17 protein-coding genes are annotated in these 15,994 nt (G+C 66.7%); 4 read left to right on the forward strand and 13 right to left on the reverse strand.

Translation table 11 applies throughout. The features are described from left to right. The first annotated feature begins 36 nt into the window (after positions 1 to 36). Both smeT and AC5P6E_RS01940 read left to right on the forward strand, forming a co-directional pair. On the forward strand, positions 37 to 696 hold the full coding sequence (gene smeT / locus AC5P6E_RS01935) for an efflux transporter SmeDEF transcriptional repressor SmeT (protein ID WP_197578810.1): 660 nt from the start codon (positions 37 to 39) through the stop codon (positions 694 to 696). Positions 697 to 741: 45 nt separating this feature from the next. Further along, on the forward strand, positions 742 to 1,734 hold the full coding sequence (locus AC5P6E_RS01940) for a Gfo/Idh/MocA family protein (protein ID WP_313269653.1): 993 nt from the start codon (positions 742 to 744) through the stop codon (positions 1,732 to 1,734). Positions 1,735 to 1,788: 54 nt separating this feature from the next. Here the strand turns inward: AC5P6E_RS01940 and hslU are convergent, their stop codons facing one another. The 9 genes from hslU to AC5P6E_RS01985 all read right to left on the reverse strand — a co-directional run bounded on the left by hslU (position 1,789) and on the right by AC5P6E_RS01985 (position 9,492). Further along, the gene (gene hslU / locus AC5P6E_RS01945) at positions 1,789 to 3,162 is read right to left on the reverse strand and encodes an ATP-dependent protease ATPase subunit HslU (RefSeq protein ID WP_019337671.1); all 1,374 of its coding nucleotides are present in this window, start codon (positions 3,160 to 3,162) and stop codon (positions 1,789 to 1,791) included. Positions 3,163 to 3,222: 60 nt separating this feature from the next. Next, the gene (gene hslV, locus AC5P6E_RS01950; protein WP_005411093.1) at positions 3,223 to 3,774 is read right to left on the reverse strand and encodes an ATP-dependent protease subunit HslV; all 552 of its coding nucleotides are present in this window, start codon (positions 3,772 to 3,774) and stop codon (positions 3,223 to 3,225) included. 74 nt (positions 3,775 to 3,848) lie between these two features. Then, positions 3,849 to 4,049, reverse strand: coding sequence for a DUF3079 domain-containing protein (locus AC5P6E_RS01955; protein ID WP_006393300.1), 201 nt, complete (start codon positions 4,047 to 4,049; stop codon positions 3,849 to 3,851). Between the two features lie 77 nt (positions 4,050 to 4,126). Next, a complete protein-coding gene (xerC, locus tag AC5P6E_RS01960; protein WP_126560762.1) occupies positions 4,127 to 5,017 on the reverse strand; it encodes a tyrosine recombinase XerC in 891 nt (296 codons plus the stop codon). 13 nt (positions 5,018 to 5,030) lie between these two features. Next, positions 5,031 to 5,705 (reverse strand): DUF484 family protein, encoded by a 675-nt coding sequence (locus tag AC5P6E_RS01965; protein WP_010481384.1) that lies wholly within the window; start codon positions 5,703 to 5,705, stop codon positions 5,031 to 5,033. Beyond that, a complete protein-coding gene (dapF, locus tag AC5P6E_RS01970; RefSeq protein WP_043401027.1) occupies positions 5,702 to 6,553 on the reverse strand; it encodes a diaminopimelate epimerase in 852 nt (283 codons plus the stop codon). Before dapF ends, AC5P6E_RS01965 begins: the two co-directional genes overlap by 4 nt. Beyond that, complete coding sequence (lptM, locus tag AC5P6E_RS01975; RefSeq protein WP_019337667.1) at positions 6,546 to 6,818, reverse strand: LPS translocon maturation chaperone LptM; 273 nt, start codon at positions 6,816 to 6,818, stop codon at positions 6,546 to 6,548. The genes dapF and lptM overlap by 8 nt, the downstream gene beginning before the upstream one ends. A gap of 82 nt (positions 6,819 to 6,900) precedes the next feature. Beyond that, positions 6,901 to 7,326 (reverse strand): YbaN family protein, encoded by a 426-nt coding sequence (locus AC5P6E_RS01980; RefSeq protein ID WP_019337666.1) that lies wholly within the window; start codon positions 7,324 to 7,326, stop codon positions 6,901 to 6,903. Between the two features lie 54 nt (positions 7,327 to 7,380). Continuing rightward, the gene (locus tag AC5P6E_RS01985; RefSeq protein WP_019337665.1) at positions 7,381 to 9,492 is read right to left on the reverse strand and encodes a S9 family peptidase; all 2,112 of its coding nucleotides are present in this window, start codon (positions 9,490 to 9,492) and stop codon (positions 7,381 to 7,383) included. A 143-nt stretch (positions 9,493 to 9,635) separates the two neighbouring features. Here AC5P6E_RS01985 and AC5P6E_RS01990 point away from each other — a divergent pair, with 143 nt between their 5' ends. Continuing rightward, a complete protein-coding gene (locus AC5P6E_RS01990; protein WP_019337664.1) occupies positions 9,636 to 10,823 on the forward strand; it encodes a pyridoxal phosphate-dependent aminotransferase in 1,188 nt (395 codons plus the stop codon). Positions 10,824 to 10,933: 110 nt separating this feature from the next. On the opposite strand, the gene AC5P6E_RS01995 is transcribed toward AC5P6E_RS01990, so the two are convergent. Both AC5P6E_RS01995 and AC5P6E_RS02000 read right to left on the reverse strand, forming a co-directional pair. Then, positions 10,934 to 13,030, reverse strand: coding sequence for a prolyl oligopeptidase family serine peptidase (locus tag AC5P6E_RS01995; protein WP_019337663.1), 2,097 nt, complete (start codon positions 13,028 to 13,030; stop codon positions 10,934 to 10,936). A 69-nt stretch (positions 13,031 to 13,099) separates the two neighbouring features. Then, on the reverse strand, positions 13,100 to 13,426 hold the full coding sequence (locus AC5P6E_RS02000; RefSeq protein WP_010481372.1) for a hypothetical protein: 327 nt from the start codon (positions 13,424 to 13,426) through the stop codon (positions 13,100 to 13,102). 127 nt (positions 13,427 to 13,553) lie between these two features. Here AC5P6E_RS02000 and AC5P6E_RS02005 point away from each other — a divergent pair, with 127 nt between their 5' ends. Beyond that, positions 13,554 to 14,156, forward strand: a complete 603-nt coding sequence (locus AC5P6E_RS02005; protein WP_010481371.1) for a lipocalin family protein — start codon at positions 13,554 to 13,556, stop codon at positions 14,154 to 14,156. An 86-nt stretch (positions 14,157 to 14,242) separates the two neighbouring features. Here the strand turns inward: AC5P6E_RS02005 and AC5P6E_RS02010 are convergent, their stop codons facing one another. After that, positions 14,243 to 14,932, reverse strand: a complete 690-nt coding sequence (locus tag AC5P6E_RS02010; protein ID WP_010481370.1) for a methionine ABC transporter permease — start codon at positions 14,930 to 14,932, stop codon at positions 14,243 to 14,245. After that, positions 14,929 to 15,936 carry a methionine ABC transporter ATP-binding protein gene (locus tag AC5P6E_RS02015; RefSeq protein ID WP_495230639.1) on the reverse strand — a complete coding sequence of 336 codons (1,008 nt, stop codon included), beginning with the start codon at positions 15,934 to 15,936 and terminating at the stop codon, positions 14,929 to 14,931. Before AC5P6E_RS02015 ends, AC5P6E_RS02010 begins: the two co-directional genes overlap by 4 nt. Positions 15,937 to 15,994 lie beyond the last annotated feature (58 nt).

Raw genomic sequence — 15,994 nt, forward strand, 5'->3', positions numbered from 1 at the left:
AATTCAGCCACGTTTCACCCGCACTCGTACCCATCCATGGCCCGCAAGACCAAAGAGGACACCCAGGCAACCCGGGAAGGCATCCTTGACGCCGCCGAAGCCTGTTTCCATGAACACGGCGTGGCCCGTACCACGCTGGAGATGATCGGCGCCCGCGCCGGCTATACCCGTGGCGCGGTGTACTGGCACTTCAAGAACAAGAGCGAGGTGCTGGCCGCGATCGTTGAACGGGTGCACCTGCCCTTCATGCAGGAACTGGAGCGCACCTCCAGCGACCAGCGCGACACCCCCGTGCACGACCTGCGCGCGGTGATGATCCATTCGTTCATCGAGCTGTCCGAAGATGAGCGCCTGCGCAAGACCATGGAGATCATGCTGCGCAGCGACGCATCGGCAGACACCAGGGTGCTGACCGAACTGCAGCAGGCCGGTTTCCGCGATGCGCTCGACCGAATGGAACGTGCGCTGCGCCGGGCCCGCGATCTGGGCCAGCTGCGCGAGGGTGCCGACCCGAAGATCGCCGCACGCATGCTGCACGCCACCGTGCTGGGCGTGCTGCACGGCGCGATGGTCGAACCGGAACTGATGGACCTCAAGCGCGACGGCATGCTCGCGCTGGACATGACCCTGGCCGCCTACGTGAAGGATGGCGTGTTCGTGCCCGGAACGGTGCCCGAGCCGTTGCCGGAAGCGTGAGCGGCGCTGCCGCCACCGCCGCCGCACCCATCTGAGGACAGACCCATGATCCTGGACAATGTGGTGTGGGGCTTCATCGGCTGCGGCAGTGTCACCGAGAAGAAGAGCGGCCCCGCCCTGGCCAGCACACCCGGCTCACGCGTGGCAGCGGTCATGCGTCGCAATGCGGCGTTGGCCGAGGATTACGCGCGGCGCCATGCCATTCCCCGCTGGTACGCGGACGCCGATGCGCTCATCGCCGATCCGGAAGTGAACGCGATCTACGTTGCAACGCCGCCCTCCACGCACATGCAGTACGCGCTGCAGGCGATCGCCGCGGGCAAGCCGGTCTACATCGAAAAGCCGATGGCGATGGATCACGCGGAATGCGAACGCGTGCTGGAGGCCAGCGCGCGCAGCGGCGTGCCGGTATTCGTGGCCTACTACCGCCGCGCCCTGCCCCGCTTCGCACAGGTGAAGCAGCTGCTGGACAGCGGCGCAATCGGTACGCCGCGCAGCGTGCGCGCCACCCTGCATCGGCCGCATTCGGCGAATGCCGCCTCGCCGGACTTCTGGCGGACCAATCCGGCGATCGCCGGCGGCGGGCTGTTCGTCGATCTGGGCTCGCATACCCTGGATCTGCTCGACCATCTCCTGGGGCCGCTGAGCGATGTGCGTGGCCTGGCCAGTTCGTTGACCGGCGCCTACGCCGCCGAGGACAGCGTCTCGATGTGCTTCCGCACCGGGGCAGGGACGCACGGCATCGCGCAATGGAGTTTCTGCGCCTTCCGCCGCCAGGATGAGATCGAGATCACCGGCGACCGCGGGCAGCTGCGCTTTGCCACCTTCGAGGACGTTCCGGTGGTTCTGGAGACCAAAGCGGGCGTGCAGGCGTTCGATATCCCGAACCCGCCAGCGGTCCAGCAGCCGTTGATCGCTTCCCTCGTGGACGAGCTGCGCGGCAACGGGCGCTCACCGTCGACCGGCATCAGCGCTGCGCGCACCAGCGCAGTGATCGATCAGGTACTGCAGGCCTACCGCGCCCGGCACCCGCACTGACCGCCAACAAAAAGGCCGCCTTTCGGCGGCCCCATGGCTTTGCAGAGTCGGGCATTACAGGATGTAGCGGCTCAGGTCCGGATCCTGCACCAGCTCACCCAGGTGCGCATCGACATAAGCACTGTCGATGGCCAGGGTTTCGCCATCACGGTCCGGTGCCTCGTAGCTGAGCGAATCCAGCAGACGCTCCAGCACGGTATGCAGGCGGCGGGCACCGATGTTCTCCTGGCGCTCGTTCACCTGGAAGGCGATCTCGGCCAGGCGATCAATGGCGTCGGCAGTGAAGCTGACCTTGACGCCCTCGGTGGCCAGCAGCGCTTCGTACTGCTTGGTCAGCGCGGCCTTCGGCTCGGTCAGGATGCGCACGAAATCGTTCTTGCTCAGCGCCCCCAGTTCCACGCGGATCGGGAAACGACCCTGCAGCTCCGGAATCAGGTCGCTGGGCTTGGCCAGGTGGAACGCACCGGAGGCGATGAACAGGATGTGGTCGGTCTTGATCGTGCCGTACTTGGTGGACACGTTGGAGCCTTCCACCAGCGGCAGCAGGTCGCGCTGCACGCCTTCGCGGGAGACATCGCCACCGCCCACGTTATCACCCCGCTTGGCGACCTTGTCGATCTCGTCGATGAAGACGATGCCGTGCTGCTCACAGGCCTCGATCGCCGCCGTGCGGATATCGTCTTCGTTGACCAGCTTGCCGGCCTCTTCTTCCACCAGCAGCGGACGCGCGGCCTTGATGGTCAGCGTGCGCTTGTGCGCCTTGGCGCCGCCGCCCAGATTGGCGAACATCGACTTCAGCTGCTGGCCCATTTCCTCCATGCCCGGCGGGGTCATGATGTCCATGCTCACGTTCGCGGCCAGGTCGAGCTCGATCTCGCGCTCATCCAGCTCACCGTTGCGCAGCATCTTGCGGAACTTGATGCGGGTCTCGTTGTCCTGCGCCGACGGTTCGTTGCGGGCGACTTCCGGATCGAAACCGATGCCACCGCTGCGGCGCGGCAGCAGCGCATCGAGGATACGGTCTTCGGCACGTTCTTCGGCCTGGGTACGCACGCGCACCTTGGCCTGTTCGCGGTACAGCTTGACGGCCGTATCGGCCAGGTCACGGATGATCTGCTCGACGTCCTTGCCGACGTAGCCGACTTCGGTGAAGCGGGTGGCTTCAACCTTCACGAACGGTGCGTTGGCCAGCGTGGCCAGGCGGCGCGCGATTTCGGTCTTGCCGACGCCGGTCGGGCCGATCATCAGGATGTTCTTCGGCATCACTTCATTGCGCAGCTCCGGCACCAGCTGCATGCGGCGCCAGCGGTTGCGCAGGGCGATGGCCACGGCGCGCTTGGCGTCGTGCTGGCCCACGATATGCCGGTCCAGTTCCTGCACGATCTCGCGCGGGGTCATGGTGGCGGAGGAAACTTCGATCTTCGACATGGATGTGCTCACGGATTCGTTGTCGGTAGCGCCGGGCCATGCCCGGCGGATCGGGAGGCGTTACAGCTCCTCGACCACCACGTTGCGGTTGGTGTAGATGCAGATGTCGCCGGCAATGCCAATGGCTTCGCTGGCGATGGTGCGCGCATCCAGTTCGGTGTGCGCCATCAGCGCGCGCGCGGCCGACAGCGCATAGGAACCGCCGGAACCGATGGCGATGATGCCGTCCTCCGGTTCGATCACATCGCCGGTGCCGCTGATGATCAGCGAGGTTTCCTTGTCGGCCACCGCCAGCAGGGCTTCAAGCTTGCCCAGGCGGCGCTCGGTGCGCCAATCCTTGGCCAGTTCGACCGCAGCGCGCTGCAGCTGGCCGTGCTTTTCCAGCTTGGCCTCGAACAGCTCGAACAGGGTGAAGGCATCGGCGGCGGCACCGGCGAAGCCGGCCAGCACCTGGCCATCACGACCGAGGCGGCGCACCTTGCGCGCGTTGCCCTTCATCACGGTGTGGCCCAGCGTGACCTGGCCGTCGCCGGCAATGGCCACGTGCTCGCCGCGACGGACGCAGACGATGGTGGTGGCGTGGAAAACGTTGGGATTCTGACTGGGGTCCATGCGGCCTCCGATAGCTGTTCCCGGGACATGGGGACAGCGCCGGGTGCGATCAAGCCTGTGCGGATGGCTGCCGTTCAGCGCTTGGCTTGCGATGGCCGATCCGGATTGGGCTCGATGCCCCAGGCGATATACCAGTCTTCGCCCTGCGTCTCGATCGGATGCTGGGTGCGACCGGAGCCATTGCCGCAGGCCAGTGCGTCAGCTGCGCAGTAGCGGTCGCAGCCCCAGCAGATGCGCTCGGGATGCTTCGGATGCAGCGGAATGGGCTTCGCCATGGTGGCGGGTTCCTCGTGGCCTGCGGCCACGATGCGCCGGTAGCGCCCGCCCTGCCCTGATCCAGATCAAGGGCGGGCTATTCAGCCGTGTCGCCCTTGTTGCGGCGCTTCGCGCGTGGATGCGCGGCGTCGTAGACCTTGGCCAGGTGCTGGAAATCGAGGTGGGTGTAGATCTGGGTGGTGGCGATGTCGGCATGGCCGAGCAGTTCCTGCACGCCACGCAGGTCACCGGATGATTCCAGGATATGGCTGGCGAAGCTGTGCCGCAGCATGTGCGGGTGCACGTGCTTGAACAGGCCCTGGCGCTGCGCCAGCTGGCGGATGCGGATCTGCACCGCGCGTTGGCTGATCGGCCCGTTGCGGCCGGGGAACACTGGCGAGGCCGGGCCACCGCCACTTTCCGCGCGCCACGCCTGCAGCGCTTCGCGCGCCGGCCGGCCGAACGGCACCCGCCGCTGGCGATTGCCCTTGCCCAGTACGTTGACCAGACCACTGTCGAAATCCAGATCGCGCCAGGTCAGCGCGCAGACTTCGCTCAGGCGCAGGCCGGAGGAATAGAACAGTTCCAGCAGCGCGCGATCACGGCGGCCGAGCTCGCCTTCCGGTTCCAGCTCGACCAGCTGCACGGCTTCGTCGGCGTCAAGCACCTGCGGCAACCGGCGCGGCGCACGCGGCGCCTTCAGCGTCGCCGCCGGACTGACCTCGATGCGCCCGTGCTTGAGCAGCCAGGCATAGAAGCTGCGGCAGGCCGACAAGCGGCGCTGCAGGCTCTTGGCCGACAGGCCGCGGCGATGCTCGTCGGCGACGAACTGGCGCACCGCGTCAGCATCAAGCGCCTCCACCGCTACACCACGTGGCTCGGCCCAGACCGACAGCGCATCCAGGTCGCGGCGGTAGGCATCAAGCGTATGCGCCGACATCCGCCGTTCCACCTGCAGGTGCTGCAGGAAGGCCTGTACCGCGCTCATCGTCGTGTCCTGCTCAGCCCGGGAAGCGCTTCAGGCCGGTGACCAGCGCATCGCCCATCATGCGCAGGAACAGCGTGCCCATGCCCGGATAGAAGCGGTTCGGGTCGTGGCTTCCGACCGCAATCAGGCCCACGCCCGGTAGCGGCAGCAGTGCGGTGGTCTGCACTTCCTCGCTGCGCACGCCATACAGCACGGCATTCTTTTCCGGCTGCAGGCGGCCGCAGATCGGCTCGCCATCCTTCAGGCAGTCGCGGAACGGGCCCAGCTGCGGATCATCGGCGGCAATCACCTGCAGCCAGTCGGCCTGCTCCAGCCCGGCCACCGGCCTGTGCACCACCAGCCGTACCAGGTCGCCGGCGAAATCTTCCTGCAGCGAGGCAGCCATAGCACGCAGGGTATCGGCGGCGTTGTCCTGCTTCATCAGCGCCAGGGTCAGCTGATGCGTGCGCACTGCCAGGCGTTCATTGATCTGGGCGGTTGCGCCCAGATCGGCCAACCGTCGTGCCAGCTCGCGGTTCTTCTCGCGCAGCACTTCCAGCTGGTAGCTGGCCAGCGACGCGGTCGGACCGTCATCACGCGGCACCACCAGGGTCAGGGCCAGGTCCGGGAACTGCTTGAGGAAGCCCGGATGACGCCGCAACCAGGCAGCGACTTCATGGGCCCCGAGCTTGTCGACGGTTTCGGTCATGCGATCCACTCCCCTTCGAAGACGAATGCGGTCGGGCCGGCCATCACCACCGGCTGGCCATCGCCTGGCCACTGGATGCGCAGGTCGCCACCGGGCAGGCTGATGCGCGCGTCACGCTGCAGGCGGCCACGCTGCATCAGGGTCACCGCAGCGGCACAGGCACCGCTGCCACAGGCCAGGGTTTCACCGACGCCGCGCTCATTCACACGCAGACGCGCATGCGCCGGGCCCATCACCTGTACGAAGCCCACGTTCACCGAGCGCGGGAAAGACGCATGCTGCTGCAGCAGCGAACCGACGCGCTCGACCGGTGCGGCATCGATCAGGCCCACTTCAATCACCGCATGCGGATTGCCCATCGATACCGCAGCAAAGCGGACGCTCTCGCCCTGCAGCGGCAGCAGGTATTCCTCGCGCGCGTGGGCGAAGCCCATCAGCGGCACGTTGGCCGGCTCGAACGCAGGCACCCCCATGGTCACCGCGAACTGGCCCTCGCCCAGCATCTTCACTTCGTGGCTGGCCAACGGGCTGTCGATGACGAATGCACCGCCCTGCGCACTGCCCTCGCGCACCAGCCAGGCCGCGATGCAGCGCGCGCCGTTGCCGCACTGCTCGGAGTTGGAACCGTCGGCATTCCAGATGCGGTAGGACGCCACCGAGCCTTCCGCGCGCGGTGCTTCGATGGTCAGGATCTGATCGCAGCCGACGCCGGTGTGGCGGTCGGCCAGGCGCGCGGCCAGTTCAGGCGTGGGCGGCGCAGTGCCGTCACGCAGGTCGATCACTACGAAATCATTGCCCGCGCCATGCATCTTGCTGAAGCGCAGCGCCTTGGAACCGGCCTTACTCATTCCCGCCGCCCACCTTCTTCGCAGGCGCAGGCGCCGGTTGGGTGGTCGGTGCAGCCGGGTCCACGGTCGTGGCCGGCGTGCCGCTGCCCTGGGTCTCGGTCGGGGTCGCTTCGGTCGCGGGCTCGGCAACCGGTTCGACGGTTTCTTCCACCGGCACCGGCTTCTGCGGCAGTACCAGCGGGCCCTTGTTGCCGCAGGCGGCGAGGAACAGCAGCGAAGCCGCTGCCAGCGGAATCAGGATGGCGTTTCGATGGGGGGTCTTCATGCCCCGAGTATAGCCACTGGCGGCTGAGCGGTTGGTGCAGGGGATCGGGTTGCCGGCCAGCGGCCGGCACCACCGCAGGGGTTCAATCCGCGGGCGGCGGCAGCGGCCGGGTCCACAGCCAGATCGCCACCACGGTCATGCTGCCGATCGAGAACCACTTCACCCAGGTGATCGGCACGCACCACAACATGATGCCGGCGCATACCGCCATGGTGATCGTGGCCATCCACTTGCCGTAGCGGCTGACTGCACCATGCGCCTGCCAGTTGGCGATGGCCGGGCCAAAGCGTGGATGCTGCAGCAGCCAGCTGTGCAGGCGCTCGGAGCCGCGCGAGGCGGCCCACGCCGAGATCAGGATGAATACGGTGGTCGGCAGGCCCGGCACGAAGATCCCGACGATGCCGGTACCGAGGCTGACGTACGCCAGCAGCCACCACGCCCAGCGGAAACGCACCACGCGCGGTGGCGCGGTGGCGTCGCGAGGGGCGGAAGGATCTGGCGCGCTCATGGCCGCAAGGATACCGGTTCAGGGTGCCAGGCAGTGCCCGGCACCCTGTCGCCATCACGGCTGGGCGATGCCCAGCTGCTGCAGCACGAACGCATACGACTCGGACAGCTCGCGGTAACGCTGGAAGCGCCCCGACTTGCCACCGTGGCCGGCTTCCATGTTGGTGCGGAACAGGATCGGGTAGGGGCCGGTGTTGTCGTCACGCAGCTTGGCTACCCACTTGGCCGGTTCCCAGTACTGCACCTGCGAATCCCACAGGCCGGTGCCCACGAACAGCGCCGGATAGGCCTGCTGCTTCACGTTGTCATACGGCGAGTAGGACAGCATGTAGTCGTAGTACGGCTTCTGTTCCGGGTTGCCCCACTCGTCGTACTCGTTGGTGGTCAGCGGAATGGTCGGGTCGAGCATGGTGGTGACCACATCGACGAACGGCACCTGCGCCACCATCACCCGGTAATCCTGCGGGGCCTGGTTGGCCACCGCGCCCATCAGCAGGCCACCGGCACTGCCGCCGGATGCGGCGACGCGATCCTTCGCCGCCCAGCCCTGTGCCACCAGCCCTCGGGTGACGTCGATGAAGTCGTTGAAGGTGTTCTGCTTGTGCAGCAGCTTGCCGTTCTCGTACCAGTCGCGGCCCATTTCCTGGCCACCGCGGATGTGGGCGATGGCATACACCACGCCGCGGTCGAGCAGGCTCACCGCGGTCTGGTTGAAGTACGGGTCCATCGACATGCCGTAGCTGCCATAGGCGTACTGGAACAGCGCGCCCTTGCCATCCTTCTGGTAGCCCTTGCGGTAGACCAGCGACACCGGCACCTTTACGCCATCGCGCGCGGTGATCCAGACGCGATCGGTTTCGTACTTCGAGGCGTCATAGCCGATCACCGGCTGCACCTTCAGCTGGCGGCGCTCGCCGGTGGCGGTGTTCAGTTCGAACACCGTGGTCGGGGTGGTCATCGAGGTGTAGATGTAACGCAGCCACGGCGTATCGGCCTCGGTGTTGTCGCCCAGGCCCATCGAGTACGCCGGCTCGTCGGCCTTCACGTAGTCGCTGCGACCATCCTTGAACAGCAGGCGGATGCGTTCCAGGCCCTGCGAACGCTCGGCGATGGCGGTGTAGCCATCGAACAGTTCGAAGCCTTCGATGAACACCGCATCGTCATGCGCGATCCAGTCCTTCCACTGCGCGCGCGAGGTCGCATCGGTCGGTGCGGTGACCAGCTTGAAGTTCTTCGCACCATCGTTGGTACGGATCACCCAGCGGCCGTCGTAGTGATCGGCGTCGTACTCGACATCGCGCTGGCGCGGCGCCAGCACGGTGAAGGTGGTCGGGTCGCTGGCGGGTGCATAGCGCTCTTCCGAGGACACGGTGCTGTGCACGCCGATGGTGATGAAGCGATCGTCGCGGGTGCGGCCGATGCCCATGTAGAAGCTGTCGTCCTTCTCTTCGTAGACGACGGTGTCGGCGCTGGCCGGGGTACCCAGCACGTGCTTCTTCACGCGCACGGTCAGCAGTGTTTCCGGATCGTTCTCGACATACAGCACGGTGCGGTTGTCGTCGGCCCAGACCAGGTCGCCGGAGCTGCCGGTGATCACATCGGGCAACACCTTGCCGGTGGCCAGGTCCTTGAAGCGGATCGTGTACTGGCGGCGGCCCACATCATCATCGGCCCAGGCCAGCAGCTGGTTGTCCTGGCTGACCTCCATCGAGCCGACGCTGAAGTAGCCCTTGCCAGCGGCCATCGTGTTGACGTCCAGCAGGATCTCTTCGGCCGCGTCCATGCTGCCCTTGCGGCGCGCGTGGATGGGGTAGTCCTGGCCGGTCTCGAAACGGCTGTAGTACCAGTAGCCGCGCTCGCGCGCTGGCACGCTGGAATCGTCCTGCTTGATGCGGCCGACGATCTCCTTGTACAGGGTGTCTTCCAGCGGCTTCAGCGGTGCCAGCAGCTGGTCAGCGTAGGCATTCTCGGCCTGCAGGTAGGCCAGCATGTCCTTGTTCTCGCGCTTGTCGTCGCGCAGCCAGTAATAGTCATCGTTGCGGGTCGCGCCGAACGGCGCCTTGACCACATGCGGGTGCTTGGCGGCATCCGGCGGAACGGGCGGCGTGGCGGCGGTAGCGGTCGTGGTCATCAGGCTCGCAAGCAACAGGCAGAGAGTGGATTTCATGAGATAAGGCTCCAGGCGCATCAATGCAATGGTCTTCGGCGGGGTCAGATCCCTTTTCCCGAAAAGGGATCTGACCCCAATCCCTGCAATGCGGCAACCCTGCGGATCGTCATGGGTCATGCCGACCGGCGTACCATGGGCAGATGAGTACCCTGCCCCACACGCCGGGCTACAGCCGGCGCAGCCATGAAATCGCTCCGTTCCACGTGATGTCGCTGCTGGCCCGCGCACAGGCGCTGGAACAGGCCGGCCACGATGTGATCCACCTGGAAATCGGCGAACCGGACTTCACCACGGCCGAACCGGTCGTGCGTGCCGGCCAGGCCGCATTGGCCGCCGGCCATACCCGCTACACCGCCGCACGTGGCCTGCCGGCCCTGCGCCAGGCCATCAGTGGTTTCTATCGCAGCCACTACGGGCTGGACATCGATCCCGAACGCATCCTGGTCACCCCCGGCGGCTCCGGTGCGCTGCTGCTGGCCAGCAGCCTGCTGGTCGATCCCGGTCGCCACTGGCTGCTGGCCGACCCAGGTTATCCGTGCAACCGCCACTTCCTGCGCCTGGTGGAAGGCGGTGCGCAGCTGGTGCCGGTCGGGCCGGAAACCGCCTACCAGCTGACTCCATCGCTGGTGGAACAACACTGGAACGCCGACAGCGTCGGCGCGCTGGTTGCCTCGCCGGCCAACCCGACCGGCACCGTGCTTTCCGCCGACGAACTGTCAGCCCTGTCGCAGACCCTGCACGCGTGGGGCGGCCACCTGGTGGTGGACGAGATCTATCACGGCCTGACCTACGGCCTGGATGCGCCCAGCGTGCTGCAGGTGGACGACAGCGCGTTCGTGCTGAACAGCTTCTCCAAGTACTTCGGCATGACCGGCTGGCGGCTGGGCTGGCTGGTGGCACCGCCGGCGGCGGTGCCCGATCTGGAGAAGCTGGCGCAGAACCTGTACATCAGCGCGTCAAGCATCGCCCAGCACGCCGCACTCGCCTGCTTCAGCGAAGAATCGATGGCGATCTTCGAACAGCGCCGTGAAGCGTTCCGCCGACGCCGCGATTTCCTGCTGCCTGCACTGCGCGAACTGGGCTTCCGCATCGAAGTCGAGCCGCAGGGTGCGTTCTACCTGTACGCCGATGTGAGCGCATTCACCGACGACGCGCAGGCGTTCTGCGCGCACTTCCTGGAAACCGAGCACGTGGCATTCACCCCCGGGCTGGATTTCGGCTTCCATCGCGCCAACCAGCATGTGCGGTTGGCCTATACGCAGGAAGTGCCGCGATTGCAGGAGGCGGTGGCGCGGATCGCGCGTGGGTTGAAGAGCTGGGGCACCTGATCGCCCTGCGCGAACAGCATCCACGCATGGCGTGGATCTACTGGCTCCACGCCACGTGGATACGCGGACCCAACGAAAAACGCCGCCCGAAGGCGGCGTTTTTCATTCCGTCACTTACCGCCGAGGCGTTCCCACAGGAAGCTGTAGGCCAGCGCCGACATGTGTGCGGCCTGCGCGTTGTTGGCTGCACCGCCGTGGCCACCTTCGATGTTCTCGTAGTAGGTCACGTCCTTGCCGGCGTCGATCATCTTCGCCGCCATCTTGCGGGCGTGGCCCGGATGCACGCGATCATCGCGGGTGGAGGTGGTGAACAGCACCGGCGGGTAGTTCTTCTTCGCGTTGAACAGGTGGTACGGCGAGAAGGTCTTGATGAACTCCCAGTCGCTGGTATCCGGGTTGCCGTACTCGGCCATCCACGAGGCACCGGCCAGCAGATGGCTGTAGCGCTTCATGTCCAGCAGCGGCACCTGCACCACCACCGCACCGAACAGTTCCGGGTACTGGGTCAGCATGTTGCCGGTCAGCAGGCCACCGTTGCTGCCGCCCTGCACGCCCAGGTGCTTGGCGCTGGTGATCTTGCGCTTGACCAGATCGCGCGCCACCGCGGCCATGTCTTCATAGGCCTTGTGACGGTTCTGCTTCAGCGCTGCCTGGTGCCAGCGCGGGCCGTACTCGCCACCACCACGGATGTTGGCGACCACGTACACGCCGCCCTTCTCCAGCCAGGCGCGGCCCATGCCACCGGAGTAGTTCGGGGTCAGCGAGATCTCGAAACCACCGTAGCCGTACAGCAGGGTCGGGTTGGAGCCATCCAGCTTCATCGCCTTGTCGTGCACCACGAAGTACGGCACGCGGGTGCCGTCCTTGCTGGTGGCGAAGTGCTGCTCGATCACCTTGCCCTTGGCATCAAAGAAGGCCGGCATGGTCTTCAGCGTTTCCGGCGCCTGGCCGATCTCGGCCAGTGCCAGCGTGGTCGGGGTCAGGTAGTCGGTAGCGGTCAGCCACACCGCGTCGCTGTCGTTGCTGTCCACCGCGGCCACGCCCAGCGTGCCAAAGGCCGGCGCGCCGACGAAACGGCTGGTCTGCCAACCATCGGCGCCCGGGGTCAGCACCGACAGGCGGTTCTTGACGTCATCCAGCACGTTCAGCACCAGATGGCTCTTGGTCCAGGTGGCGCTGGCCAGCGAGGTGGTCGCGGTCGGGGTGAACAGCACCTCGAAGTCGCGCTTGCCCGCCAGGAAGTCATCCAGCTTGGTGGCCAGCAGCGAACCGGAGGCATAGGTCTTGCCGCCCACGGTCCACGGGTCGCGCAGCTCCAGGGTCAGCCACTGCTTGTGCAGGCCCTTCTCGGCCGAGTTCGGCGCATCAATCTTGGTCAGCGTGCCGTCGTCGCCGCGCAGGTAGATCTCGTTGTTGTAGAAGGCCAGGGTGCGGCTGACCAGGTTGCGCTCGAAGCCCGGGGTGTCATCGTGCATCGCCGCGATGTACATGTCTTCCGGCTTGCCTTCGTACACGGCCGTGGCCGAGGCCATCGGCGTGCCGCGCTTCCACAGCTTGGCCACGCGCGGGTAGCCGGAGGTGGTCATCGAACCGGCACCGAAGTCGGTGTAGACGAACACCGTATCGCGATCGATCCAGCTGAGGCCGCCCTTCGACTCCGGACGGAAGAAGCCGTCCTTGATCCAGCTCTTGTTGGACAGGTCGAATTCGCGGGTGACATCGGCGTCGGCGCCACCGCGCGACAGCGCGATCAGGCAGCGGCTGTAGTCCGGACGCAGGCAGTCAGCACCGTGCCAGACCCAGTTCTCGCCTTCGGCCTTGTTCAACGCATCCAGGTCAAGCACGGTTTCCCACTGCGGCGAGGCCTTGCGGTACTCGGCCAGGGTGGTGCGGCGCCACAGGCCACGCTCGTGCTGCTGGTCCTTCCAGAAGTTGTAGTAGTAGTCGCCGATCTTCTGCACGCCGGGAATCTTGGCATCGGAGTCGAGCACCTCGCGGATGCGGGTCTCCATCTGCTTGAAGGCCGGGGTCTGCGCCAGGCGCGCCTCGGACTTGGCGTTCTGTTCCTTGACCCAGGTCAGCGGCTTGTCGCCGGTGACGTCTTCGAGCCAGGCGTAACGGTCGGTGTCTTCAGCGGCCACGGCGGTCCCCACCGAGGCAGCGGTCATCATGCCGGCCAGCAGGCAGGCGGAAGCGAGTCGTGACATTGCAGCTCCAGGCAGTCATAAGCCTTGGAACGCTAGCACGGAATGTCGCGGTCTCCCCCGTGTCGAAGGTCAGGCCGTGGCCGCGGGGCTGCGCCGGCCACGGGTCGTGCCGCCGGTGCGGCGACGGGCCTGTCCACCGGTACGCCGGGCCAGCCGCAGCCACGACAGTCCAGGCAGCGGGAAGCGCAGCAACGCCCACCAGGCCACCAGCGGCATGCCCACCAGCCACATCGGCAGCCAGCCCAGCCAGGCGTTGCTGCCGCGCGCGGCTGGCCAGACCAGCACCAGTGCCAGGCCGGCCAGCGCCACCTGCTGCACGCTGCGCAGCAGGCGTGGATCGGCGCGTTCAATGATGACGCGTTCAGTTGCAGGGCGGCGAACGGAACGTGCGTACATGGGGCTTCTCCGGTGGACAATGCAACACAGTTTGGGCAAGGCCCTTCTCACAGGTTGCGACACCATTGACGGATCGCGTGCACACAGTCGACCATGCGCGTGCAAGCCCACTGGAGCCCGCTCCCGCATGACTTCGATCCGCCCGCTCTGCGCCGCGCTGCTGGCCCTTTCCCTGGCCGGCCCCGCCGTGGCCGCCAGTGAGCCGCCGTCGCCCCGTACCAGTGCCTCTGGTGCAGCTGCCCTGGACGCACCGATCGACCTGAAGCGCTTCATGGGCACCTGGTATGTGATCGGCCGCGTGCCGAACTTCATCGAACGTGGCCATGTCGCCAGCGTCAACGAGTACGAGCTGCGCGACGCGCACAAGGTCGGCATCACCTACCGCTACCGTGATGGCTTCGGCGAACCGCTGCAGGAAGTGCGTGCCCGCGCCAGCGTCGACCCGGACAGCGGCAACCACGGCTGGCGCACCTGGTTCTACCGCGTCGTGCCGACCCATTCGCGGGTGCTGGAAGTGGCGCCGGATTACTCGTGGGCGCTGATCGGCTACCCCGGCCGTGAGATGGCCTGGATCTTCTCGCGCACGCCGGACATGGACAAGGCGCTGTACAAGGAGCTGGCCGAACGCCTGCGCGACGAGTACGGCGTGAACACCGACAAGCTCAAGCGCGTACCGCAGCACCCGGAACAGGTCGGGAAGCTGGGCTACGAAGTGCCGAACGTGCGTTGAGAGAGCGCTCGCCGGGCATGGCCCGGCGCTACCGTAGCCGCGCGGCCATTCTGGTAGCGCCGGGCCATGCCCGGCGGACGCACCGATTACTTGCGGCTGTAATGCGCGACCAGGCGGTCGCCGAGCATCTGCAGCAGCTGCACCAGGATCAGCAGCAGGACCACGGTGACCAGGGCCACATCGGTGTGCGAGCGCTGGTAGCCGTCGCGGAAGGCCAGGTCGCCAAGGCCACCGGAGCCGATCGCACCGCCCATCGCGGTGAAACCAATCAGCGCTACCGTGGTGACCGTCGCACCGGCAATCAGGCCGGGGCGCGCTTCGGGCAGCAGCACGCGGGTGACCAGCTGCCAGGTGGTGGCACCCATCGCCTGGGTCGCCTCGATCACGCCCCGGTCGACTTCACGCAGCGCGGTCTCGACCAGGCGCGCATAGAACGGTGCAGCACCGATCACCAGCGGCACGATCGCACCGCGTACACCCAGCGACGTCCCCATCAGGAACAGCGTGACCGGAATCAGCACGATCATCAGGATGATGAAAGGCACCGAGCGCAGCAGGTTCACCACCAGCGCCAGCACGCCATAGGCGAACGGCCGGCGCTTCATCTGCGGCGCGCCGAACAGATACAGCAGCACGCCCAGGGGCAGGCCGATGGCCAGGGTAAGCGGCAGCGAACCGAGCAGCATCAGCAGGGTGTCGATGGTGGCCTGGCCGATGTCGGCCCACTTGCCCGCATCCAGGTGACGGAAGAAGCCGCCGGCAGTAGCGATGATCATCGACGCAGCTCCTCAACATGCACACCGGCGGCCACGAACGCGGCCTGCGCGGCGGACTGGTCGCCGCCCACCAGGGCGACCACCAGCTGGCCATACGGGGTGTCCTTGATCCGGTCGATACGGCCGGACAGGATGTTGTAGTCGACCCCGGTCTGCCGCGCGACGCTGCCAAGCAAGGGTTCGTAGGTGTCGCCGCCGAGGAAGGTCAGGCGCACGATGCGGCCGCCCACCACGTCGAAATCGCGGTGCAGCGCGCCCTCGTCCACATGCTCCGATTCGCTGACGAAACGGCGCGTGGTCGGGTGCTGCGGGTGCAGGAACACGCGGGTGACCGGCCCGGTCTCGACCATCTGGCCGGCGTCGAGCACGGCCACGCGGTCGCACACACGGCGGATCACATCCATCTCGTGGGTGATCAGCACGATGGTCAGGCCCAGCTCGCGATTGATCTTCGACAGCAGCGACAGCACCGAGGCCGTGGTCTGCGGGTCGAGCGCACTGGTCGCCTCATCGCACAGCAGGATCTGCGGGCGGGTCGCCAGCGCGCGGGCGATGCCGACGCGCTGCTTCTGGCCACCGGACAGCTGCGCCGGGTACTTCTGCGCGTGCGCCTCCAGGCCCACGGTCTGCAGCAACTCGGCCACGCGCGCGTCGATCTCCGCCTTCGGTGTGCCGGCCAGCTCCAGCGGGAAGGCGACATTGCCGGCCACCGTGCGCGAGGACAGCAGGTTGAAGTGCTGGAAGATCATGCCGATGCGCCGGCGCAGTGCGCGCAGGCCGTCCGCATCCAGTGCGGTGACATCCTCGCCACCGATCAGCAGGCGACCACCGCTGGGCTCTTCCAGGCGGTTGATCATGCGGATCAGGGTCGACTTGCCGGCGCCGGAATGGCCGATGATGCCGAAGACCTCACCGGCCTCGATGGTCAGGTCCAGCGGTTGCAGCGCGCTGGCTTCGCGGCCGGCAACGGCATAGGATTTGTGCAGGCGCTGGAACTCGATCACGGGCGTGGCTCACCGGCTGGGTGACGGAAGGGGGCGTGCAGCCTACCAGCGCAGGCGG

The organism is Stenotrophomonas sp. YJH_SMC_16, assembly GCF_059367875.1.

What these genes read in the sequence shown, in the direction of transcription:
- AC5P6E_RS01955 (WP_006393300.1), bottom strand. Translation starts at nt 4,049, where the DNA reads ATGGCGAAGCCCATTCCGCTGCATCCGAAGCATCCCGAGCGCATCTGC.
- AC5P6E_RS02005 (WP_010481371.1), top strand. Translation starts at nt 13,554, where the DNA reads ATGACTTCGATCCGCCCGCTCTGCGCCGCGCTGCTGGCCCTTTCCCTG.
- hslU (WP_019337671.1), bottom strand. Translation starts at nt 3,162, where the DNA reads ATGTCGAAGATCGAAGTTTCCTCCGCCACCATGACCCCGCGCGAGATC.
- AC5P6E_RS02010 (WP_010481370.1), bottom strand. Translation starts at nt 14,932, where the DNA reads ATGATCATCGCTACTGCCGGCGGCTTCTTCCGTCACCTGGATGCGGGC.
- AC5P6E_RS01940 (WP_313269653.1), top strand. Translation starts at nt 742, where the DNA reads ATGATCCTGGACAATGTGGTGTGGGGCTTCATCGGCTGCGGCAGTGTC.
- AC5P6E_RS01990 (WP_019337664.1), top strand. Translation starts at nt 9,636, where the DNA reads ATGAGTACCCTGCCCCACACGCCGGGCTACAGCCGGCGCAGCCATGAA.
- AC5P6E_RS01965 (WP_010481384.1), bottom strand. Translation starts at nt 5,705, where the DNA reads ATGACCGAAACCGTCGACAAGCTCGGGGCCCATGAAGTCGCTGCCTGG.
- AC5P6E_RS01985 (WP_019337665.1), bottom strand. Translation starts at nt 9,492, where the DNA reads ATGAAATCCACTCTCTGCCTGTTGCTTGCGAGCCTGATGACCACGACC.
- xerC (WP_126560762.1), bottom strand. Translation starts at nt 5,017, where the DNA reads ATGAGCGCGGTACAGGCCTTCCTGCAGCACCTGCAGGTGGAACGGCGG.
- lptM (WP_019337667.1), bottom strand. Translation starts at nt 6,818, where the DNA reads ATGAAGACCCCCCATCGAAACGCCATCCTGATTCCGCTGGCAGCGGCT.
- smeT (WP_197578810.1), top strand. Translation starts at nt 37, where the DNA reads ATGGCCCGCAAGACCAAAGAGGACACCCAGGCAACCCGGGAAGGCATC.
- hslV (WP_005411093.1), bottom strand. Translation starts at nt 3,774, where the DNA reads ATGGACCCCAGTCAGAATCCCAACGTTTTCCACGCCACCACCATCGTC.
- AC5P6E_RS01980 (WP_019337666.1), bottom strand. Translation starts at nt 7,326, where the DNA reads ATGAGCGCGCCAGATCCTTCCGCCCCTCGCGACGCCACCGCGCCACCG.
- AC5P6E_RS01995 (WP_019337663.1), bottom strand. Translation starts at nt 13,030, where the DNA reads ATGTCACGACTCGCTTCCGCCTGCCTGCTGGCCGGCATGATGACCGCT.
- AC5P6E_RS02000 (WP_010481372.1), bottom strand. Translation starts at nt 13,426, where the DNA reads ATGTACGCACGTTCCGTTCGCCGCCCTGCAACTGAACGCGTCATCATT.
- dapF (WP_043401027.1), bottom strand. Translation starts at nt 6,553, where the DNA reads ATGAGTAAGGCCGGTTCCAAGGCGCTGCGCTTCAGCAAGATGCATGGC.